The organism is Sorangium sp. So ce363, assembly GCF_051520435.1.
GTDB classification, from domain to species: Bacteria; Myxococcota_A; Polyangia; order Polyangiales; family Polyangiaceae; genus Sorangium; species Sorangium cellulosum_B.
The window spans coordinates 7111494-7132569 of record NZ_CP150333.1 but is presented as its reverse complement, the minus strand read 5'-3'; the positions used below and the strand labels follow the sequence as shown (position 1 = coordinate 7132569).

Sequence of the window (21076 nt, the reverse complement as noted above, 5' to 3'; positions counted from 1 at the left end):
GAGCGGCACCACTCGCGCCCGCCGAGGCCCGCACCCGCATGAACGCCGAAGACGTCGTGGCTCCTCTCCTCGCCGCGCTCGCGCTCGCGGCGTGCGGCGCGGCCGAGCCGGCGGCCGCGCCGCCCGGCGCGCTCGAACCGCCTCCCCGCGCCACCTCGACCGTCGCGCTCGGCCCGGCCCGGTACGTCGCGCAGCCCTACCTCGGCCTGGTCGAGCGCGTGGTCATCGACGGCCGGGAGGTCGACAGGGCGATCGTCAACGGCCAGCGCGCCGAGCTGCACGGCCTCGATCGGCTCGAGCCGCTGGGCGCGGACCGCGTGGTGCTCGCCGGCGGCGCGGCGTTCCCCGCGTGGGCCCGGCCCGGCGCGCGCGCCGTCGGCGCCGCGCGCTACCTGTTCTGGAGCGGCGGCGACATCTACGCCGCCGAGAGCTTCGGCGGGGAGCTCCGCAAGCTCGCGACCCTGCCGGGCGACGTCGCCAGCGCGTTCCCATGGCTCGACGGCATCGGGCTGCTCACCGCGGCCGGGAGCTTCGTCGTCCAGGGCGCGAGCGGCGCGCTGCGGCCGCTCGGCTCGCCGTCCCTCGTCGCGGCCGCGGCGGCCAGCGAGCGCCGCGCGCTCGTCCTGACGGTCTTCGGGCGCGCGCTCCTCACGCTGGACGCGGGCGCTTCGTACCGCGACGTGACGGCGGAGCTCGGCGATGCGATCGCGCTCGACGTCCGCGGCGAGGAGATCGTCGCCTCGCTGGCCTTCGGCCTCGAGCGCGCCGTCGAGCCGAGCGGTCGCCTCGGCGAGCCCCGCGCGCGGCGCGCGCCGCCGGCGGCCGGCGTCGATCCCGGGTGGCTCGGCCGCGCGCCCTTCGAGCAGCTCGCGGACGCCGTCGCCTCGGGCCTGCCGCTCGCCGACGGCGGGGCCGCGCTCGCCGTGGACGGACTCATCGGCCGCGTCGACCTCGCCACCGGCCGCGCCTCGTCCGTCGCGCCACTCCCGCCCGGCAGCGGCGAGTGCGCGCCGTTCCGCGCGAGCGACGCGCTGCTCGCGGTCTGCGCCGGCCCGGAGCGCGCGAGCGTCGTCGACCTCTCCAGCGACGCGCGCGCGCTCCGCGTCGAGCGCTCGTTCGAGCTCCTGCCCGAGCCGGCGCGGGAGACCGATCGCTTCGTCGGCGTCGACGGCGAGGCGCTCGGTTACGTGGGGCCATGCGAGGGGCGGCCGAGGCCGCGGATCGATCTCCGCGCGCTCTCTCAAGGGGCGCTCGGCGGCGACGCGACGCAACAGAGCGCGGTGTTCTGCGTGCGGCGCGGGCCGGGGGACTGGGTCGAGCACCGCCTCGACGCGGCGGACGCGAGCGACGTCCTCGCCTGGATCCCGCGCCGCGGCGGGGGCGCGGTCGCGCTCATCGCGCGCCCCGGCACGTTCCTGCCGGACGGCGAGCGCGTCGAGGTGCGCGGCGCGCTGCGCGTCGTGCGGCTCGCGCGGGGCGAGCCGCCGCTCCTCTGGCCTCCGTATGGCGAGGAGCGGGCGGAGCTGCTCTCGCGCGCGCTCGCCGCGCGCGCGGACGGCGCCATCGAGGGCTGGCTCCCCGTGCACGGCTACGCGGCCGATCCCGCGCCGATCACGATCGACCCCGCCGGCCGGCTGCGCCGCCACGCCGTGCCGGCGCGCGCGCGCTCGATCGCGGCGTCGGGCCCCTTCGCGCTCGCCGAGACCGAGGACGGCGGGCTCTTCGAGACGATCGATCGAGGGCAGCGGTGGGCGCCCGTCGCGCCGCCGCCGGGCGGCGGGGCCGCGCGCCTCAACGCCTGCTCGGCGGTGGGCTGCAGCCTCGGCACGTTCCTCCGGCTCGGGTGGGCGTCGGCCCCGCGCTCCGGCGGCGGCGGCGGCGCCGTAGGCCGCGCCGCGTCGCCGCCCGGCGCGGCCCTGGCGGAGCCGCTCCCTGCGCGGCCCGCGCCGGATCGCGACAGGACGGCGCGGCCTCCGGCGCCGCCGCCCCTCGCGCGGCTCGCCTGCAGCTTCGCGGGGCCGCTCGACGCCGCGCGTGTGCCGGAGTCGTCCGGGTTCGGCGCCGTCGCCGCGCCGCCCTCGCGCATGGCGGGCACGCTGCGGCTCGGCACCCTCGGGATGCTGACGCTGCCGTCGTTCAACGTTGGCCTGACGGGCAGCGTTGGCCAGTCGGGCAGCGTTGGCCAGTCGGGCAGCGGCGGCCTGCCGGGCCCCTCCTTTGCCGACGCGGAGCTCGCGTGGATCGCGCCGCTCGACCTGCGCGCCGAGATCCACCGCGCCACCGTTCCGCTCGCGAGCGCCGGGCTGCTCCAGCTCGCGTACCGGCCCTACGAGGCGCCGATCGGGCTCGTCATCGATCGCGACGGTCGCGTGGCCCCGGTCGCGACCGGCCCGGCGGAGGCGTGCCTCGCCGGCCTGCTGGACGCCGCGCGCGTCACGCGGCCGGTCGGCGGCTGCGCCCCCCAGCCCGCGATCGGCGTCGATCTCGGCGATCGCGCGGTGATCCTGAGCACGCAGCACGACGGCCTCGTGGTGAGCTCGGTCGACTTCCGCGGCGCGCGCGGCGAGGCTCCTCTCGCGCGGCCCGCGGGCGGCGGGCCGCCTCCGGCGATCCGGGAGCTCCACGTGCAGCGCACCGCGCGCGCGACGGCGGCGCAGCGGGCGCGCTTCGCCTTCGGCGCAGGCGCTCGCGCGGGCGCGCCCGTCTTCGTGGCGGTGGCAGGAGACGGCGGCGCGGTGCTCTCGGTGGTCGACCCCGTGCTCGGCGCCCTGGGGCCCGAGGAAGCCCTCGCCCCGCTCGGCGCGCTCGGCGCGGGCGGGGACCCCGCCTGCGCGCCGCGCGGCGGAGAGGCGCGCGTGGTCCTGTCGTTCGATACGGAGATCGGCCTCGCGCCCGGCGCGCTGCCGGGGATCACCGCGGCCGGGACGGCCGGCGTCGCGGTGATCCGGTGGTCGCGCGAGCGCGCGTGCCTCGACGCCGTGGAGCTCGTCGTGCGCGACGAGCGCTACGAGGGCGGCCTCGGCTTCTACGAGCCGCCCGGCGTCGTGAAGAAGCTCATCGCGCGCTTCGCGGGGCCGACGCCCGCGGCGACGCTCGGCGCGCGCGGCGGGCTCGTGGAGCGGCGCGGGCGCGGCGGGCCGAGCCCCGCGGCGGCGCGGCGGAGCGAGCCGGCGCAGGGCGCCGGCGGCGGCACGCTCGCGCTCGTCCTGTACGGCCAGGAGAGCCGGCAGCCGGTGCAGTGCAAGGCGGTCGTGGGCGTGCGCTGAGCCGAGCGCGCGCTCGCGGACCTCTCGACCGCGGAGCGCGGCCCCGGATCGCGCGGTGCGCCGCGGATCGCGCGGCGTTCGCGGCGCACCGTCTGCCCGTCTGCCCATCCAGCAGCACGCTGCGGCGGATTTCCAGATGGTCTAGAATGCGCCGCGTGAGCGCCGCCGCGATGCCTTCCCGCGCAGGCGTGCTCCTCGCGCTCTCCCTCGCCGCGTGCAGCGCCGCCCCGGAGCGCTCCCCGCGGCCCGCGCAGCCGCGGGCCGCCGCGCTCGCCGACCCGCTCCCGCTCTCTCCTGCGCGCTACGTCCTCACCGAGGACATCGGCGTCCTCCTCGACGCCGCCGCCGGGGCCGACGAACGCGTGCCCGCGCCCCGCCCGGAGCCCGCGCTCTTCGAAGGGCGCCGCGTTCGCGTCGATGGGGGCGTCGTGCTCGCCGATGCCCCCGCGGCCGAGCTGCTCCGCGGGTTCCGGTCGATCCCGGCGCGCCTCGGGGGCGGGTTCCTCCTGTGGTCCGAGGGCCGCGTCTACCGCGCCGCCGACTTCCTCGGCGAGCTCGCGCCCATCGCCGACGTCGGCGCTCCCGGCGGCGCGCGGCCGTACCTCGACGCGATCCTCCTGCGCAGCGATCGGGGGCTCCTCGAGATCGATCCCTCCACGCTCGCCGTTCGCCGCTTCGGCGCCGCGGGCGTGGTCGACGCGGTGGCCGTCGACGCGCGCCGCGCGGCGCGCCTCGACCTGTTCGGCCGCGCCTCGGTCACCCTGGACGGGGGCGCCACCTGGATCGACGTGCTCGAGACGCGCGGGCTCGCCACGTCGCTCCTCGAGGAGCAGGACGGCGGCAGAGCGGTCGCGCTCCTGGGTCCGCTGGGCGGCGCCACGCTCCACGTGAGCGCCGCCGGCCTCGTACCCGCGGTGCCCCCTCCGCCGCGGGCCGGGCCGAGCGCCTCGCTCTCTCTCCCGCCTGCGCGGGACCCTACGCTCGGCGCCTCCTCGGTCCGCGCGCTCGCCCCGGCAGGGCTCGCGCTGGCCGCGGCCACCGGCGCTCTCCTCCCTGGCGGCCGGTTGCTCGTCGCTCGCGACGGCGGCCTCGCCGTGCTCGCGGGGGCGACCGCCCAGCCCCTCGCGGAGGCGGCGATCGAGAGCCTCGACCCGAGCTATGCGCGCTGCCAGCCGTTCCGGTCGGGCGACGACGTCTTGCTCGCGTGCGCGCACGAGGCCGCCCAGGTGCTCCGGCTCGAGACGACGCTCTCCGCGCCGCGGCTGGAGGCCACGTTCCCGCCCCGCGGCCGAGGCCCCGACCCGATCGCGAGCCCGCAGGGCGCGTTCGTCGGCGACGATCGCGGTCGCCTCGCCTTCATCGGCCGGTGCGGCAGCGTCCCCCCTGGGCTCCACGACTTTCCGGAGAGCCCGGGAGACGCCGGCCCGACGGACGACGAGGCGCCATGGCCCTCGCGCTTCGCGCGGCTTTCGCCGGACGAGCCGCGAGAGGACGCCGCGAGCCGCGAGCCCGCGGAGGAAGGCGTTGCGCGCGTGTGCGTGCGCGTCGGCGGCGGCCGCTGGGTCGAGCGCCGGATCGAGGGCGAGGACGCCGACCGCCTCTACCGCTGGATCGTCGGCGAGCGCGGGACCGTCACCGCGCTCGTGCTGGAGGCGCCGGAGGGGCCGCGGCCGCGGCCCTCCGAGGAGGACGAGGAGGAAGGGCGCCGGACCTCCGAGGGCGAAGAGGAGGACGGCGCGCCGCGGAGATCGCCTCCCGGCCCCCCCGCGCGCGGGCGCGAACGTCCTGCGGGCCCGCCCGAGGGCGTCCGCGTGGTCCGCGTGCGCGATCGCGACCCGGCGCTCGCGGGCGGCGCCTTCCCGGCGCTCGCGGGCGGCGTCTTCCCGGGGTCCGCCGACGCCGCATCGCCGCCGCGCCTCGTCGACACCGATTTCTGGGAGGACGACGACGGCGCCGTGCGCGGCTGGCTGCACCTGCCCGAGGAGGCCGACGACGTCTCGCCCGCCCGCGACGCGCTGCCGGAGGAGGGCTCTCCCGCGCGCGCCCGTCGAGCGGAGCGGCTGCTCTCGCGCCGCCGCGGCGGCCGCATCGCCGGCCTGCGCATCGACGCGCGCGGCGGCATCACCGTCTTTCCCCTCCCGGCTGGCGTCCAGAACGTCGTCGTCGGCGGGCGGTTCGCGCTCGCCGCCACCGGCGACGACCCGCCGGCCTTCTTCGAGTCGACCGACGGCGGCCGCTCGTGGCGCCCGGCCGAGGGCCCGCCCGCACGCCAGATCGAGCCTCCATTCGACGAGGGCGCCCCCTTCGCCTGCTCCCCGATCGGCTGCGCGATGGGTGAGCACGGCCTCGTCCGCCTCGGCTGGGGCGGCCCTCCGCCCTCGCCGCGCGGCGCGCCGCCGCCCTTCGCTCCTGCGGTGAACCCAGCGCTCCGCGCCGCTCCTCCGCCGCTCGTCTCCTGCCGCCTCGACGACGACCCCTCGTCCTTCCCGCCGCCGTCGGCCGCCCCGGCGCCGCCCCCCTCGGGTCGCCTCCCCGCTCGCCGCGCTCCCCGGGGCACGCTCGCGGCAGGGGGCGTGCCCGCGACGGCCCGTCCGACCGGCGGCGCGCCCCCTGTCGTCTCGCTGTCGACCGCCCCGTCCTCGCCCCTGGGCGCGCTCCGCGACGGCACCTTCACCGCGAGCGTGCTCCTGCCGTTCGCGCGCGCCGGAGCGCCGCGCCGCCTGTCGCTCCGCGACGGCTCGCTCGGCGCGGCGTCCGGCGACATCGTCCCCGTGCTGCTCGCGCCCGGCGCCAGGGCGCCCGCGGATCTGCTGCTGCTGTTCGACGCGAGCGGACCGCACGGGCGGCGCGGCCTCCGCGTGCGCGCGGGCGCCGAGCCCCCGGCGCTCCTGCCGTTCGACCACGCCGGCGCGATCGCCGCCGCGGTCGAGCTGCCGGGCGGCGAGCTGCTCGCCCTCGACGCCGGGAGGCGCAGCTTCGTCGTCGCCGTGCGGCAGGGCACCTTCCCGGCCTTCGGGCTCGCGCGAGTCCCCGAGCTCCCGGGCGCTCGCCTCACCCTGGGCCGCCGGCTCGACGCCCCTGGCGTGGCCCTCATCGGATACTCCGTCGCTTCCGGGGAGGTGGTCGCGGGGCCGATCGACGTCGCCCGTGGCCAGGTCGGTCCGCTCGAGCCGCTCGGGCCCCTCGCGTCGCTCGCGGAGATGGGCGCCAGCGGCTGCGGCGGCGCGCGACCGTCGCACCGGTTCATCGCCGAGCTGCCCGCCACGCTGCGGGTAGCCTCGAGGAACGGGGCGCCGCTGTTCGAGGGGGACGCCCCCGCGTCCGCGCTGCTCTCCGGCGGCCGCGGCGCCCTGTGCGTCGAGGCGATCGAGGTCCGCGCCGCGGCCCGGGGCGGGCTGGACCTCGGTGTGGTCTTCGGCCCCGACGGCGCCGCCGCCCCCCGCGGCGGCGGCGTGCGACTTCGCTGCGAGCTTCTGTCAAACCGGCCATGAGGGGCGGCGAGCATCCGGAGATTCCGCGTCGGCGGACCTCTCGTGCTAGGGTCCGCCAATGCCCGCCCTTCGATCCTTGGCCCTGCCGATCGCGGTGGCCGCGTCGATGCTCGCGCTGAACGCATGCTCTGAGCGGCCCACCAGCTTCCCCGATCGCGACGGTGTCATCGCGGCCCAGGCCGAGTGGTGCTCCGCGCTCGCCAAGCTCCAGCGCGCCGGTGCATCCTGGGAGCACCTCAACGCGTGCAAGGCCGCCTACCCGACCTCGTCGCCCACGTACCTCCGCGCGATGACGAGCTGCTTCTCCCGCCGCATGGAGGCCGCCACCGAGAGCTCGCCGGACCGGAGCCAGATCATCCTGGAGTGCAACGACGAGGTGGCCGTCAAGCTGAACCCGGACGAGCCCACGGCGGCGCCCGTCATCGAGTCCCGCTGCGCGCGCATGGCCCGCTGCGAGAGGGTGCCCGTCCCCGCGTGCAAGAGCGCGTTCAGCAAGCTCGAGGGGGCCCAGCGCGCGATGTTCACCACCATCTACAACGCCGCCGGCCGCTACGAGATCATCGACTGCCTCGAGAACGCGAGCTGCACCGACAACGAGGAGGCGGGCCGCCAGGCCTGTTACAAGCCCACCTCCGACGCGCTGCTCTGGTTCCCGGACTGAGCCCCGCGCGCTGGCGGTCATCGTCTCGTTCACGCTGGCGGTGATCTTCTCGTCCACGCCGCCAGCCCTCTTCTCGTCCGCCCCGCCCGCCCTCTCGTCCGCGTCTCGTTGCCACGAAATCCCTGGTAGCGTGCCGCGCATGCGAACCGCCCGACCTCGAACCGGTCCCCTGTCTCAGCTCGGCGCGCGGCGTCCGCGCGCCGAGCGTCCTCACGCCCGCCCCGGAGCGACCCAGCCCGGCGCGGCGCGCCGCCTCTTCCTCGCGCGCGTCGTCGCCGCCGCGCTCGCGCTGATCGGGGCGTGGCTGCCCGCGAGCGCCGCGCACGCGGCGGGCACCGTCACCATCGTCGACCGCTCGCCCAAGGAGGACAGCGGCCGATGGAAGCTCAAGATGACGATGAACTACGGAGGGATGCCGCACCTCGGGCACATCCCGATGCTGTTCTCGTTCACGCCGACGGTGCACTACGAGCGAGCGCTCACCGACAAGTCGCCCGAGACCCCGGTCCTCGTCCGCATCCCGCTCCAGAACCAGCAGTCGATCAACGAGAGCATGGACGTCGGCTTCTCCGACAGCAGCGGCAAGGTCTTTGCGATCACCAAGTTCGACTTCGTCCTCCGGCGCGATCGAGGCTTCGAGGCCGGCGAGTACGAGCTCGTGATCAAGCGCGTGAGCGACGGCGTGCAGATGGGGCCGAAGCAGAAGATCACCCTGCAGGGCGACAACCCCGTCATCGATCGCCGCGCGATCGTCTTCAGCGGCGAGAAGAAAAAGAAGGACGAGAAGGCGGACAAGGCCGAGGCCGAGAAGAGCGACGAGCCCGCCAAGGAAGAGGCCTCCGAGGGCGCGCCCGCGGAGGGCGCCGCCGAGGCGGAGGCGCCCGTCGACGACGCGCCGCCGGCCGAGGCGCCGCCGCCGGTGGAGCCCAAGCAGGGCGGCTGCGGCTGCCGGCTCTCGCCCGACGAGGCCGCGACGCCCCTCGCCCTGCCGCTCGTCGCCCTCGGCGCGGCCGCCGCGCTCGCGCGAAGGCGCGGCGAGCGCCGCGCGCGCCGCGCCTGACGGCGCCCGCGCCGCGAGCGCCCGGGATCGAGCGAGATGGCCTCTGTGCTGGACGTTGCGCGCGCGGCCTCGGCCGGCCGCGCCTGCAGCACATCGTGATCGCGCTTGCAGGGACCACCCGAGCGCGCAGACAATCCCCGGCCGACGCCCGCTGTCCGCGACTCCCTCGCGGGCCCCGCCGTCCCCAATCCAATCGATGAGCTCCCTAGTCCCTGCCCACCAGCACCCCCTGCTGTACGCGATCTTCGTGCGTGTCTGGCTCCACGAGCTCTCGCGCGCCGCCAAGGCCAGGGTGACGCTCGCCAGCGTGCCCGACGCGGCGCTCGACCGGCTCGCCGCGCTCGGGGTCGACTACGTGCACCTGATGGGCGTCTGGACGCTCGGCGAGGAGGGCCCGCGCCGCTCGCTCACGGATCCCGACCTGCGCGCCGAGTACGACCGCGTGCTGCCGGACTGGACCGAGGCCGACGTGGCTGGCTCCCCGTTCGCGGTCGCGCGCTACGAGGTGAACCCCGCGTTCGGCGGCGACGCCGGCCTCGCGGATCTGCGCCGGCGCCTCGCGGCGCGGGGCATCGGGGTCATCCTCGACTTCGTGCCCAACCACGTCGCGCGCGATCACCACTGGGTGAAGGAGAAGCCCGAGTTCTTCGTCGCCGGCGACGACGGCGCCCCGCTCAGCGGGCGCGATCCCTACATCCCGCCGTGGCCGGACACGGCCCAGCTCGACTACCGCCTCGCGGCGACGCGCGCCGCGTCCGTCGAGGCGCTCCGCAGCGTCGCGTCGCGCTGCGACGGTGTCCGCTGCGACATGGCGATGCTGGTGCTCGACGACGTCTTCCGGCGCACGTGGTCCAAGCGCCCGCCAGCGGAGCGAAAGGCCGAGGCCACCGGCGAGTTCTGGGCCGAGGCCATCGACGCCGTCCGCCGCGACCACCCGAGCTTCGTCTTCATCGCCGAGGCCTTCTGGGACCTCGAGTGGCGCCTGCAGATGCTCGGGTTCGACTACACCTTCGACAAGAGCCTTTACGATCGGCTGAGCCACGCCTCCGCGTCGTCGGTCCGCGGCCACCTCGCGGCGACGCCCGACTACCAGCGGCGGAGCGTCCGCTTCATCGAGCACCACGACGAGCCGCGCATTGCCGCCGTGCTCCCCCCGGATCGGCGCCGGGCCGCCGAGTTCATCGCGGCGACGGTGCCCGGGATGCGGTTCATCCACCACGGCCAGCTCGAGGGGCGGACGGTGCGCGCCTCGCTGCACCTCGCCCGCGCCCCCGAGGAGCCGGTCGATCAGGCCTGCCTCGCCTTCCACGAGCGGCTGCTCGCGGCCGTGCGCCGGCCCATCCTGCGCACCGGGAGCTTCGCCACGCTCACCGCGCGCGGGCCGGGCGCCGACGCGTTCGTCGCCTACCGGTGGGAGCCGCTCCCGGCCTGCGGCGCGCCCCGGAGCGCGGCGCCCCTCGTGGCCGTGATCAACTTCGCCCCGTCGCGCAGCGGGTGCCGCATCCCGCTCGACATCGCCGGCATCGCCGGCCGCAAGGTCCTGCTCGCCGACCTCATGACCGGCAACGAGCACCCGCGCGACGGCGACGAGCTCGTCGATCTGTCGCGCGGCCTCGGCGTCGAGCTCCCCGCGTACGGCATCCACCTCTTCGAGATCCGGCGCTGATGCGCGTCGCGCCCGGGTCGTCCAGGGACCTTGGAGATCCTCATGGCTGATCCTGGCGCGGGCGCGCCCCTCCGCCTCATCACCATTCCCTGGAGCCACTTCTGCGAGAAGGCGCGGTGGGCGCTCGATCGCGCCGGCGCGCGGTACCGGGAGGACGCCTACCTCCCGCTCGCCCACGCGCTCCCGTCGCTGAGGGCCGGCGGGCGCCGCTCCGTCCCGGTGCTCGTCTCGCCGGCGGGCGTGCTCGGTGACTCGACCGACATCCTGCGCTACGCCGACACGCTCGTGCCGCCGGAGCGCGCGCTCTTCTTCCAAGGTTCCCGCGAGCCCGACGCGGGCCGCGCCGAGGTCGAGGCGCTCGAGCAGCGCTTCGATGTCGACCTCGGCCCCGCGACCCGCCGCGTCGCGTACTTTCACCTCCTGCCCGACCAGGAGGGCGCGTTCGCCCTGATGGGCGGGTCGTTCCGTGGGCTCGAAGGCGCCGGCGCGGCGCCGCCCTGGTGGTTCGGGCGCGGCACGTTCCGCGCTTACTACCCGGTCGCGCGGGCGGTCATGAAGCGCGTCATGCGCATCGACGCCGCCGCCGCCGAGCGCTCGCGAGGCAAGCTCCGCGCGGTCTTCGACGCGGTGAACGAACGCCTGCGCGATGGGCGCCCGTTCCTCGTCGGCGACCGCTTCTCGGCCGCCGATCTCACCTTCGCCGCGCTCGCCGCGCCGCTGCTCGTGCCCGAGCACCACCCGTCGCCGCTCCCGCCGCCCTCCGAGCTGCCGTCCGAGCTCCGCGCGCTCGTCGAAGGGCTCCGCGCCGAGCCGGCCGGCGCGTTCGCCCTGCGCCTGTACCGCGAGCACCGGCGCGCGAGGCCCGGGCGAAGCGCCGGCAGGTGACGCTCGACGCCGCCCGGCCGCGGGCCGGCGCCGGCCCGCGCGCTCACGCGAGCGGCGCGCTCACGCGAGCGCCGGCACGCCCGCGATGAGATCCCGCGCCGCCGGCCCTGCCTTCAGCGGGTCGCGGTGCGCGCCGAAGTGCCGCGCGTGATCCCGGACCGCGCCGATCGCCGCCTCGGGGGAGAGGCCGTGCCGGGCGCGCAGCCACGCTGCCAGCACGACGCCCGCGCGGCCCGCGCCGGACGCGCAGTGCACGACGGCGGGCGCGCCGCTGGACTCGGCGCGCCTGAGCGCGTCGAGCGCGCGCTCCAGCGCGTCGGGCGAGGGGAGCGCGCCTCCGTCGAGCGGCACGTGCGTCACCCGGAGGAACTCGCGCTGGTAGCGGCCGAGCAGCGGGATCCGGTGGAGCGCCAGCTCTCCCTCGTCGAGCAGGCAGAGCACCTCGCGTATCCCGTGCCGCGCCATGAAGGCGAGCCACGCCTCGACGGGCGCGTCGCTCGGATCCGGGTGAGCTGCCGAGCTCGGCGGCGCGACCACGGACGAGCGGATCCCGGAAGCCGACCAGTTCGCCATCCCGAAGCCGGGCCGCTCCGCGCCGTGGACGATCCGGTCGAGCGGCGACGCGGGCGCGAAGTTGAAGGGGGCCGGCGTCGCCTGCTCGTGCGCGCTCCGGTAGAACAGCTCGAACTCCGCGACCGACGCCTCGAGCTCGGGGTCGTCGATGGAGCCTGGCCGCACGCGCCGCACCTCGGCGATGGCCTCGGCCGCCGACCTGCCCAGCGACACGAGGCGGCACGCCAGCACGACCCCGGTGCGCCCGACGCCGCCCTCCCCGTGAACGGCGATCGGCCGCGGCGCCCGGCCGAGGAACGCCACGGCGCGGAGGAGGTCCACGCTCGGGATGCGCGTGAAGTCGGCGAGCGGGCAATGCAGGTGGATGAGCGGGCCCACCGCCGCAGGCGGTGGCGCCCGACGCGAGAGCGACACCAGGCCGCGGAAGCCGAGCTCCGCGAGCTCCTCGACCGCCTGGGGCGCGTGGGGATAGGCCATGCCGGCGAGCTCGCCGGGGATCACGAACGAGAAATTTTCGAGCTCACTCATGGCCGTCGCTCGGTGCGCAGGAGGTCGTGGCTCGCGCCTCGGGGTGGGGCATCCGTCTGCACCTCACCTCGAGGTCGCAGCTCGTCGCAGCGCTTCGCCGCCGCGCTCTACGAGGCAACCCGGAGCGGCTGCTCCGGGCCGTCGGGCGGCGGCCGCTCGTCCGTCCTGCGGGCGAGCGGGGCGCCGGGCGGGCGGCGGCGGCGAGGCCGAGGACCGCCGAGAGCGTGGGCCTGGGCGCAAGGGCATTCCTCATGGTGGGTGAGCATTGTAACGGCAGTTCACCGCCGCATGGCAGCCGTCACCGCGGGGCGGTTCGTCCAGGTCGCGCCGACCCGTGCGAATCGCGGACGGTACGGGTGAATCGCGGACGGTGCGGGTGACTCGCGGGGGGTGCGGGTGAATCCGGAGGGGCGGCGCGGCGGGGCCGCGCCCCGACGATCGCACGTCGCTCCTGGTTCCCTCGGCACGGTCCGGCGTGTATGAAGGGCCCGTGGTCCGCTTTGCCCTCGCCCGGACGGCCATCGCGCGTCCGCTGATGCTCGTCGCGCTCGGGCTGGGCGCGGCGTGCAGCGGCGCCGCTCCGCCGACGGCGGCGCCAGCGCCGCCGCGCCAGGGTGAAGAGGCGCCCGCGACCCCGGCGCCCGCGGCGGCCCGGCCGGAGGCCGCCCCCCCGCAGGCGGCGCCGCCCGGCCCGGCCGAGGCGCAGGCCTTCGTGGCCGCCGTCGACCGGGAGCTGCGCAGGCTGCGGATCCAGTCCGCGCGCGCGTCCTGGGTCAACCAGACCTACCTCACGGACGATACCGACGCGCTCGCCGCCTCCGCCGAGGAGGCGAGCATGGAGTACCTGAACCGCACGATGAAGGCGGCGGCGCGCTTCGACGGGCTCGCGTTGCCCGCGGACGTCGCCCGCCAGCTGGCGCTCCTCAAGCTCTCGACCTCCCTTCCGGCGCCGAGCGACCCGGCGGAGCGCGCCGAGCTCGCCGCGCTCTCGGTCGAGATGACGAGCCTGTACGGCAAGGGCAAGCACTGCCCGAAGGCCAGGCCAGGGCGGGCGACGACCGCAGCCCGAGGCGCTGCGCGCGCGGGCGCCGGGGCCGAGCCGAAGTGCCTCGCGCTCGACGAGCTCTCCAGCCTCCTGAAGACCAGCCGCGACTGGGACGAGCTGCTCGATGCATGGGCGGGCTGGCACGCGATCGCCCCGCCGCTCCGGCCGAAGTTCGAGCGTTACGTCGCCCTCGGCAACAAGGGGGCGGCGGAGCTCGGCCTCCCGGACGTCGGCGCGCTCTGGCGAGCCGGATACGACATGTCCCCCGATGCGTTCGAGGCCGAGACCGAGCGGCTCTGGGGCAAGCTGAAGCCGCTCTACGACGAGCTGCATTGCTATGTGCGCGCGAGGCTGCGCGCGATCCACGGCAAGGACAGGATCGGCGAGAAGTCCCCGATCCCGGCGCACCTCCTCGGCAACATGTGGGCGCAGGAGTGGTCGAACGTCTACGGGCTCATGGAGCCGTACAAGGGCCAGCCCTCGCTCGACGTGACGCGGAAGATCAAGGCGAAGAAGCTCGACGGGAAGCAGATGGTCTCGCTCGGCGAGCGGTTCTTCACCTCGCTCGGGTTCGACCCGCTGCCGGCGACCTTCTGGGAGCGATCGCTGCTCAAGAAGCCGGCCGACCGCGAGGTCGTCTGCCACGCGAACGCCTGGGACGTGGGCGACCGGGACGATCTCCGCCTCAAGATGTGCATCGAGCCGAGCGAGGAGGATCTCATCACGATCCACCATGAGCTCGGGCACATCTATTATTACCACCAGTACTACAAGCTCCCGATCCTGTTCCAGTCGGGCGCCAACGAAGGCTTCCACGAGGGGATCGGGGACACGCTGGCCCTCTCCGTGACGCCGAGCTACCTGAGGTCGCTGGGGCTGCTCGACAGGGTGTCCGAGGACGAGAAGGGGGTCATCAACTTCCTCTTCAAGAAGGCGCTCGACAAGATCGCGTTCCTCCCGTTCGGCAAGCTCATCGACCAGTGGCGGTGGGATGTCTTCTCGGGCAGGACGAAGCCGGCCGACTACAACGCGGCGTGGTGGGCGCTGCGGCTGAAGTACCAGGGCATCGCGCCGCCGGTGCAGCGCAGCGAGGCCGATTTCGACCCGGGGGCGAAGTTCCACGTCGCGGCGGGCGTCCCGTACATGCGTTACTTCCTCGCGCACGTCTACCAGTTCCAGTTCCACCGCGCGCTGTGCAAGGCGGCCGGGCACACGGGGCCGCTCCACGCGTGCTCGATCCACGGCAGCGCGGCCGCGGGCGAGAAGCTGCGCGCCATGCTCTCGCTCGGCGCGAGCCGCCCATGGCAGGAGGCGATGCAGGCGGTGACGGGGGAGACCGCGGCCGATCCGGGCGCCATGCTGGAGTACTTCGAGCCGCTCCGGAGGTGGCTCAAGGAGCAGAACAAGCGTGAAGTCTGTGGGTGGTAATTGAGCGTGGGTGAGCGTAGGTGAGCTGTGCGCGTCTTCGTCGCCGTTGATCCGGGAGCCGAGCTCCTCGCCAAGGTCGGAGATCTCCTGCGGGAGATCTCGCCGCGGGCTCCGTCCGCCAAGTGGGTGGAGCCTGCTGGGCTGCATATCACGCTCGCCTTCATGGGCGAGATCGGAGAGGAGCGCCTGCCGCTCGTCATCGCTGCTGCCGGGAGCGTCGCGGCGTTCCACAGGCCGCTCACGTTGCGCATCGAGAAGGGCGGCGCGTTCGGAACGCGGCGTCGCCCGCGCGTGCTCTGGCTCGGCGTGGGCGGCGCTGTCGGCGCCCTCACCGCGATCCACCGCGACCTGGAGCAGACGCTCTCGATGTCGACGGGCTACGTCCCCGAGGACCGGCCGTTCGAGCCGCACCTCACCCTTGCCCGCTCGCGCGATCCGCGCGGCGATCCGGCGCTCGACGCCTGCGCTCAGGCGGTCGGCAACGTCGACTTCGGCGAGACGCGGATCGAGGAGATCATCGTCTACCAGAGCGAGCTGACCCCGAAGGGGGCGCGCTACACGGCGCTCGCGCGCGTGCCGCTCGAAGGGATCGGCACCCCCGAGCCGGCGCGCTGAGCGTCGTCCTCCGTGGAGGCGCTGCGCTCCGTCCTTCGAGAGGACGGCGTCTCGCTCGGGCTCCTCAGCGCTTGCGCGGCCCGGCCGGAGGGATGAGCCCGAGGCGCACCGCCTCCTTGTAGGCGAACGATCGGCTCAGCCCGAGCAGCCGTCCGGCCGTCGCCGCGTTGCCGCCTGCCGCCCGGAACGCTCGGGCGAACGCGTCGCGGCGGGCCCTCTCGAGCGCCTCTGCCAGGAGCTCCACGGGCTGCCCCAGCGGCGCGTCCGCGAGCCGCAGCCGCTCCCCGGGGAGCTCGATCCGCGGGGCGAGCGAGCGCTCCTGCGCGCCGCCGTCGATCGCGTCGAGATCCTCGCGCCGCACGACGAGCGCCCTGCCGGCCGCGCTCTTGCCCTCCGCGATCGTCCGGCGAAGCACGGCGCGCTCCACGGCGTTCTTCAGCTCGCGGACGTTGCCCGGCCACGCTCCCTGCGCGAGCGCGCCCAGCGCCGGCTCGGTGAAGTCCACCCGCCCCGCGCCGAGCTCGGCCGCGAGCTCGGCGGCGAAGCGCTCGCAGAGGGCGGGGATGTCCTCGCGCCGCTCGCGCAGGGGCGGCACGCAGATCGGGTAGACCCAGAGCCGATGGAACAGATCGGCGCGAAAGCGCCCCTCGGAGACCTCCCGCCGGAGATCGCGGTTCGTGGCCGCGACGACCCGCGCGTCGACGCGGCGCGCCCGGTCCTCGCCCACGGGCTGGATCTCCCCCTCCTGCAGCGCGCGCAGGAGCTGCGCCTGCGCCGAGAGCGGGAGCTCGCCGATCTCGTCGAGGAAGATCGTCCCGCCGTGCGCCGCCTCGAACCTGCCAGCGCGCGCGGCCGTGGCGCCGGTGAACGCGCCTCTCCTGTGGCCGAAGAGCTCCGATTCGACCAGCTGCGCGGGGATCGCCGCGCAGTTGACGATCACGAGCGCCCGACTCGCCCGGGGCGATCGCTCGTGCAGCGCGCGGGCGACGAGCTCTTTCCCCACGCCCGTCTCGCCCGTGACGAGCACCGGCACCGACAGCGGGGCGAGCACCGCGATCTCGCGCTCGATCCGCTGCATCCCGGCCGGGCGGCTCGCCGGCGCCGGGCCGCTCGACGCCGGCCCGGCGTCGAGCGGCCCGGCGCCGGCGTCGAGCCGCAGCGCGCCGGCGCAGAGCCCCGCGAACACGCGCGCGTCCTCGTCGCGCAGGCCGCGGAGGCCGTGGGGATCGCAGGCGTCCAGCGTCAGCAGCCCGGCGAGGCGGCCCTGCACGTGCAGCGGCACGGCCATGCAGGCGTGGATCGGATGGATCTCTCCGGGGTTACCGAGCAGCCAGCCGCTGTAGGGGTCGGGCTCGCTCGGATCGAGGAACCGGATCGGCCCGGCCGCCTGCGTTGCCCTGCGGAGCCGCGGGTGCTCCGCTGGCCGGAAGCTCATCCCCAGGGCGGCCGGCGACAGCCCGATCTGCGCGGCGACGCCGACCGAGCCGTCCTCCGCCGCCGTGAGCACCGAGAGCGCGTCCGCCGCCGTCACCCGCGCGAGCGCGCGCAGGATCCGCTGCAGCGCCTCGTCGCGGGCGGGCGCTTCGGACAGGCTGAGCACGGCGTCGAGCAGGGTCACGCGGTTCCTCGAGAGACGGAGGCGACGGAGGTTTCCTGTCGGAGACACTGGCAGGAAACACCGTGGGGTGCAGCGGAGCAAGGCGCGCGTCGGGGCGGCGCGCGGGTGGGCGCCCCCGGAGCGGCCGCCCTCGGAAGGCGGCCAGGTTTCCCGTGGGAAACCGCCGCCGGTCGCCGGGCGCGCCGACCCGGCGAGGAACGACGCGATCCCCGGAGAAACGCCCCTGGCACGGCCCGTGCGAACGCTTTCGGCCAGCGCGCGCCGACGGGCGAATCGACCGCCGACGACGGCTATCACGGGCACAGCGCCCGGCCGGGAGGTTTTCATGGGATTGAATGTTGGCTTGCTGCGGGAGAGCTTCGAGCTCGTGATCGAGAGGGCGCCCAACCTCACGCACCGTTTCTACGGGATCCTGTTCTCTCGGTATCCGCAGGTGAAGCCGCTCTTCGGGCGCAATAGCCAGGAGCAGCAAGAGAAGATGCTCACGGAGGCGCTCGCCGCGGTCATCGACCGGCTGGAGGACGCGTCGTGGCTCGAGGAGAAGCTCATGGCGATGGGGGCAAAGCACGTCGACTACGGCGTCACGGACGCGATGTACCCCTGGGTCGCCGACGCGTTGATCTCCGCGATGGCCGAGGTCGCGGCCGCGGACTGGTCCCCGGCGCACCAGGAGGCCTGGACCGACGCGCTCGGCGCGATCGCCTCGCTCATGCAGCGCGGTGCGAGGGAGTACGGCGCCGCGAGGCCCCACGCGCCGCCACCCGCGGCGCACGCGGGCGGCTAGGGAGACGAGCCCCCTCGACCCTGTCGCCCGCGGAGCCCGCGCGTCGGCTGGCGGCGTCACTCTCCCATCGCCTTCACGACGACGCGCTTGCGCCGGCCGCCATCGAACTCCGCGTAGAAGATCTGCTGCCAGGGCCCGAGATCGAGCTTCCCCGCGGTGATGGGCACGATCACCTGGTGGTGCACGAGGATCGATTTGAGGTGAGCGTCGCCGTTGTCCTCGCCGGTCCTGTGGTGCTTGTAGTCGGGCCCCTCGGGGGCGAGCTGCTGGAGCCACGCCCAGATGTCCTCCCAGAGGCCCGGCTCGTGGTCGTTCACGAACACGCCGGCGGTGATGTGCATGGCGCTCACGAGGACCATGCCCTCCCGGATGCCGCTGGCGGTGACGACGGCCGCGACGCGCTCGGTGACGTTGATGAGCTCGCGCCTGGCCTTCGTCTCGAAGTAGAAATAATCGGTCTTCGATTTCATGGCTTCTCCCCCGCGCGGGTCACGGAGCGTGACGGAGCGCGTGATCGACGAGCGCGCCGCGGCCGCCTGCCGCCGCGGGCGCGCGCCGGCTCCGGGGCTCCATAGCCCACCTCCTGGCCTTTCGCGAACCGCGTGCGGGCGCAGCGCCGTGGGGCTACGATCGAGCGCCGTGAAGGCGGCGCGGCGGCGGCTCATCCTCGAGATCGTGGCGACCGACGCGACGTTCGAGCGCACCGAGATCCGGGGTCAGGCGGCGTGGGTGGGCAAGTGCATCCATTGCCTCTCGCACGTCGTCGTCGGCCTCGACGGCGAGCCGATCCAGCGCGCGACGATCGAGCACATCGTCCCGCGCACGCACGGCGGGACGGACGCGCTCGACAACCTGGCGCTCGCGTGCGGCCGGTGCAACGCGCTGAAGGGGATGCGGCTCGACGTCCGGCGCCGCGACGACCCGAGGCTCGTCGCGGTGATCGAGCGGCTCAGGGAGCGCAAGGCGAGCCGCCTCCGCGGCGCCGGGACGTAGCGCCGCTCCGCCGTGGCGCCGCAGGCCTGCACCGCCCTGGATCCCGCCCGTCGGGAGCCCGAGGCGCGGCCGGCTCCCTCCTCGCGGCGCCGCGCTCAGGGGTAGAGCCGCTCGACGCGCCAGCCTTCGCCGTGGCGGACGTACACCACGCGGTCGTGCAGGCGGTTCTCCTGGCCGTACCAGAACTCGACGCGCTCCGGCACCACCCGGTAGCCGCCCCAGAACTCCGGCCGAGGCACCGGCCGGCCCTCGAAGCGGCGCTCGATCTCGCGCACCCGATCGAGGAGCGCCTCGCGCGAGGGCAGCGGCGCGCTCTGCCGGGACGCCCACGCGCCGATCTGGCTGCCCCGCCCGCGGGTCTCGAAGTAGGCGTCCGACTCCGCGTCGCTGACCCGCTCGATCCGCCCCTCGACGCGGATCTGCTCCGCGGCCTTCGCCCAGTGGATGCACAGCGCGGCGAACGGGTTCGCCGCGAGATCCACCGACTTGCGGCTCTCGTAGTTGGTGAAGAACACGAACCCGCGATCGTCGATGCCCTTCAGCAGCACCATCCGCGCCGAGGGGCGCCCGGACGCGTCCGCCGTGGCCAGCGTCATGGCGGTCGCGTCGGTCGGTTCGGTGGTTTGCCGCTGCTCGAGGAGCTCGCGCGCGAGGACGAACGGATCGGTCGGCTCGGTGATCATGGTGAAACGGTGCTCATGGTGAAATTGCGTCATGCATATACAAGCAGCGCGCGCCGCTGGCGAACCCGCGATGCATGCGAGCAACGCGCGCGAGCTCGGGTGGCTGGGTGGCTATGGCGGCGCGGCGGCTTCCCTCGCCCCTCGCTGATTTCCGGGAAAGCTCGCGTTGTCGCGCACGCGCTGTTTTGATACTAGCGGAGGGGCGGAGCGAGGGCGTGCATGGTCGTACCGGTGAGCGTGGGGGACGTCCTCGCGGAGAAATACGAGGTCGAGCGCGTCCTCGGTGAAGGCGGGATGGGCGTGGTCGTCGCCGCCCGCCATCTCCTGCTGGGCGAGCGGGTGGCCATCAAGTTCCTGCAGCCCCAGGCCCGCGAGCGCGCGGACCTCATCGCCCGCTTCCTGCGCGAGGGGCAGGTCGCGGCGCGCATCCGGAGCGAGCACGTGACGCGCGTGTACGACGTCGGCACGCTCGCGCGCGGCGAGCCTTACCTCGTCATGGAGTACCTCGAGGGGACCGACCTCAAGGCCGTCCTGCGCGATCGCGGGCCGCTCCCGGTCGCGCTCGCCTGCGACTACCTGCTCCAGGCGTGCGACGCGCTCGCGGAGGCGCACGCGCTCGGCATCATCCATCGGGACCTGAAGCCGGGCAACCTGTTCCTGACCCGGCGGGCCGACGGCAGCCCGCTCATCAAGGTCATCGACTTCGGCATCTCCAAGATGGCCCTCGCGGCGGAGGCGACCGGGCCCAAGGCGCACGACATGACCGAGAGCTCGACGATGCTGGGCTCGCCGTTCTACATGGCGCCCGAGCAGATGGTCTCCTCGAAGAGCGTCGACGCGCGGGCCGACGTCTGGTCGATGGGCGCCATGCTCTATCAGCTGCTCACGGGCGCCGTCCCCTTCCGGGGCGACTCCGCGATGGCCATCTACGACCGCATCCTGGAGGGACCGCCGCGGCTCGACGCGCAGCGGTCCGACGTGCCCGAGCGCCTCGGCTGGGTGGTCCAGCGCTGCCTCCAGAAGAGCCCTGCCGATCGCTTCGGCAACATCGCCGAGCTCGCCGCCGAGCTCGCTCGGTTCGCGCCGCCGCACGCGCAGCACCTGGCCGATCGCGCCGCGCGCGTGCTGCAGATCCGCCTCGACGCGAGCGCCGAGGCGGGCCGCGCGCCCGGGCCGCCCCGCCGCTCGAACTCCACGTCGCCTGGGCCCGCCGGCGGGACGCCGTCGCCCAGCGACCCGGATGGGAAGGGCGTGGCGGCCGGCTCCGCGTGGGCTGGGGCGCCCACGGCGCTCCTCTCGGACGGCGCGGCGACGGATCGCTCCTGGGGCGGCACGCGCGCCTCGTCGGGCCAGGGCGGCGGGGCGCGCACCCTCGGGATCGCGGCGGCCCTCGCGGCGGCGCTCGTGGGCGCTGCGGGGCTCGCGTGGCTCGTGTGGTTCGCGCTCCGCGTCCCCGCGTCGGGTGGGGCGCCGCTCGCCGCGTCGGCGCCCTCGGAGGCGCCGCTTTCGCCGGAGGCACCCTCGCGCGACGCGGCGGTGCCCGCGGCCGATCCGGCTGCGGGCAAGGCGGCCGAGCTCCTCGACGGCGGCCCTGCGCCGCCGCCTGAAGCGCTTGTGTCCGAGGTCGCGACCGCGCGGCCGACCGCGAGCGGGGCTGCGGCGCCGCGGCCGCCGGCGTCGTCGAAGGGCGCGCGGCCGTCGGGGCGGACCCCGCCACCGACCCGCCCCACATCGACCGCGCCGCAAGACTTCTTTTCCGATCCGCGATGACATCCCGTGA

15 protein-coding genes are annotated in these 21076 nt (G+C 75.4%); 11 read left to right on the top strand and 4 right to left on the bottom strand.

Annotated elements, in window-relative coordinates:
* Positions 1-38 precede the first annotated feature (38 nt).
* From WMF12_RS26805 to WMF12_RS26780, 6 genes are all read left to right on the top strand, one after another.
* The gene (locus WMF12_RS26805; RefSeq protein WP_437850058.1) at positions 39-3266 is read left to right on the top strand and encodes a hypothetical protein; all 3228 of its coding nucleotides are present in this window, start codon (positions 39-41) and stop codon (positions 3264-3266) included.
* Between the two features lie 155 nt (positions 3267-3421).
* A complete protein-coding gene (locus WMF12_RS26800) occupies positions 3422-6757 on the top strand; it encodes a hypothetical protein (RefSeq protein WP_437850057.1) in 3336 nt (1111 codons plus the stop codon).
* A 58-nt stretch (positions 6758-6815) separates the two neighbouring features.
* A complete protein-coding gene (locus WMF12_RS26795; protein WP_437850056.1) occupies positions 6816-7418 on the top strand; it encodes a hypothetical protein in 603 nt (200 codons plus the stop codon).
* Between the two features lie 139 nt (positions 7419-7557).
* Positions 7558-8478, top strand: a complete 921-nt coding sequence (locus WMF12_RS26790; protein WP_437850055.1) for an MYXO-CTERM sorting domain-containing protein — start codon at positions 7558-7560, stop codon at positions 8476-8478.
* Between the two features lie 196 nt (positions 8479-8674).
* Entirely contained in the window at positions 8675-10144 is a 1470-nt protein-coding gene (locus tag WMF12_RS26785; protein ID WP_437850054.1) for an alpha-amylase family glycosyl hydrolase, read from the top strand.
* A gap of 42 nt (positions 10145-10186) precedes the next feature.
* Positions 10187-11029 carry a glutathione S-transferase family protein gene (locus tag WMF12_RS26780; protein WP_437850053.1) on the top strand — a complete coding sequence of 281 codons (843 nt, stop codon included), beginning with the start codon at positions 10187-10189 and terminating at the stop codon, positions 11027-11029.
* Between the two features lie 60 nt (positions 11030-11089).
* Here WMF12_RS26780 and WMF12_RS26775 read toward each other — a convergent pair whose 3' ends face one another.
* Positions 11090-12130, bottom strand: coding sequence for a phosphatase domain-containing protein (locus WMF12_RS26775; RefSeq protein ID WP_437850052.1), 1041 nt, complete (start codon positions 12128-12130; stop codon positions 11090-11092).
* 535 nt (positions 12131-12665) lie between these two features.
* On the opposite strand from WMF12_RS26775, the gene WMF12_RS26770 reads away from it, so the two are divergent.
* Complete coding sequence (locus WMF12_RS26770) at positions 12666-14603, top strand: M2 family metallopeptidase (RefSeq protein WP_437873899.1); 1938 nt, start codon at positions 12666-12668, stop codon at positions 14601-14603.
* Positions 14604-14630: 27 nt separating this feature from the next.
* The gene (gene thpR / locus WMF12_RS26765; RefSeq protein ID WP_437850051.1) at positions 14631-15218 is read left to right on the top strand and encodes an RNA 2',3'-cyclic phosphodiesterase; all 588 of its coding nucleotides are present in this window, start codon (positions 14631-14633) and stop codon (positions 15216-15218) included.
* Positions 15219-15282: 64 nt separating this feature from the next.
* On the opposite strand, the gene WMF12_RS26760 is transcribed toward thpR, so the two are convergent.
* The gene (locus tag WMF12_RS26760; protein ID WP_437850050.1) at positions 15283-16836 is read right to left on the bottom strand and encodes a sigma 54-interacting transcriptional regulator; all 1554 of its coding nucleotides are present in this window, start codon (positions 16834-16836) and stop codon (positions 15283-15285) included.
* Between the two features lie 325 nt (positions 16837-17161).
* Here WMF12_RS26760 and WMF12_RS26755 point away from each other — a divergent pair, with 325 nt between their 5' ends.
* Positions 17162-17620 (top strand): globin domain-containing protein, encoded by a 459-nt coding sequence (locus WMF12_RS26755; RefSeq protein WP_437739502.1) that lies wholly within the window; start codon positions 17162-17164, stop codon positions 17618-17620.
* Positions 17621-17676: 56 nt separating this feature from the next.
* On the opposite strand, the gene WMF12_RS26750 is transcribed toward WMF12_RS26755, so the two are convergent.
* A complete protein-coding gene (locus WMF12_RS26750) occupies positions 17677-18090 on the bottom strand; it encodes a secondary thiamine-phosphate synthase enzyme YjbQ (RefSeq protein WP_437292975.1) in 414 nt (137 codons plus the stop codon).
* A 148-nt stretch (positions 18091-18238) separates the two neighbouring features.
* On the opposite strand from WMF12_RS26750, the gene WMF12_RS26745 reads away from it, so the two are divergent.
* Positions 18239-18613, top strand: a complete 375-nt coding sequence (locus WMF12_RS26745; RefSeq protein ID WP_437850049.1) for an HNH endonuclease — start codon at positions 18239-18241, stop codon at positions 18611-18613.
* Positions 18614-18708: 95 nt separating this feature from the next.
* On the opposite strand, the gene pdxH is transcribed toward WMF12_RS26745, so the two are convergent.
* The gene (gene pdxH, locus WMF12_RS26740; RefSeq protein WP_437850048.1) at positions 18709-19296 is read right to left on the bottom strand and encodes a pyridoxamine 5'-phosphate oxidase; all 588 of its coding nucleotides are present in this window, start codon (positions 19294-19296) and stop codon (positions 18709-18711) included.
* 219 nt (positions 19297-19515) lie between these two features.
* On the opposite strand from pdxH, the gene WMF12_RS26735 reads away from it, so the two are divergent.
* Positions 19516-21066: a protein kinase domain-containing protein gene (locus tag WMF12_RS26735; RefSeq protein ID WP_437850046.1), complete on the top strand. Its 1551-nt coding sequence runs from the start codon at positions 19516-19518 to the stop codon at positions 21064-21066.
* Positions 21067-21076 lie beyond the last annotated feature (10 nt).

Coding starts and splice junctions, on each gene's coding strand:
- WMF12_RS26735 (WP_437850046.1), top strand. CDS start 19,516: ATGGTCGTACCGGTGAGCGTGGGGGACGTCCTCGCGGAGAAATACGAG.
- WMF12_RS26795 (WP_437850056.1), top strand. CDS start 6,816: ATGCCCGCCCTTCGATCCTTGGCCCTGCCGATCGCGGTGGCCGCGTCG.
- WMF12_RS26750 (WP_437292975.1), bottom strand. CDS start 18,090: ATGAAATCGAAGACCGATTATTTCTACTTCGAGACGAAGGCCAGGCGC.
- WMF12_RS26755 (WP_437739502.1), top strand. CDS start 17,162: ATGGGATTGAATGTTGGCTTGCTGCGGGAGAGCTTCGAGCTCGTGATC.
- WMF12_RS26780 (WP_437850053.1), top strand. CDS start 10,187: ATGGCTGATCCTGGCGCGGGCGCGCCCCTCCGCCTCATCACCATTCCC.
- WMF12_RS26775 (WP_437850052.1), bottom strand. CDS start 12,130: ATGAGTGAGCTCGAAAATTTCTCGTTCGTGATCCCCGGCGAGCTCGCC.
- WMF12_RS26805 (WP_437850058.1), top strand. CDS start 39: ATGAACGCCGAAGACGTCGTGGCTCCTCTCCTCGCCGCGCTCGCGCTC.
- WMF12_RS26790 (WP_437850055.1), top strand. CDS start 7,558: ATGCGAACCGCCCGACCTCGAACCGGTCCCCTGTCTCAGCTCGGCGCG.
- pdxH (WP_437850048.1), bottom strand. CDS start 19,296: ATGATCACCGAGCCGACCGATCCGTTCGTCCTCGCGCGCGAGCTCCTC.
- WMF12_RS26770 (WP_437873899.1), top strand. CDS start 12,666: ATGCTCGTCGCGCTCGGGCTGGGCGCGGCGTGCAGCGGCGCCGCTCCG.
- WMF12_RS26785 (WP_437850054.1), top strand. CDS start 8,675: ATGAGCTCCCTAGTCCCTGCCCACCAGCACCCCCTGCTGTACGCGATC.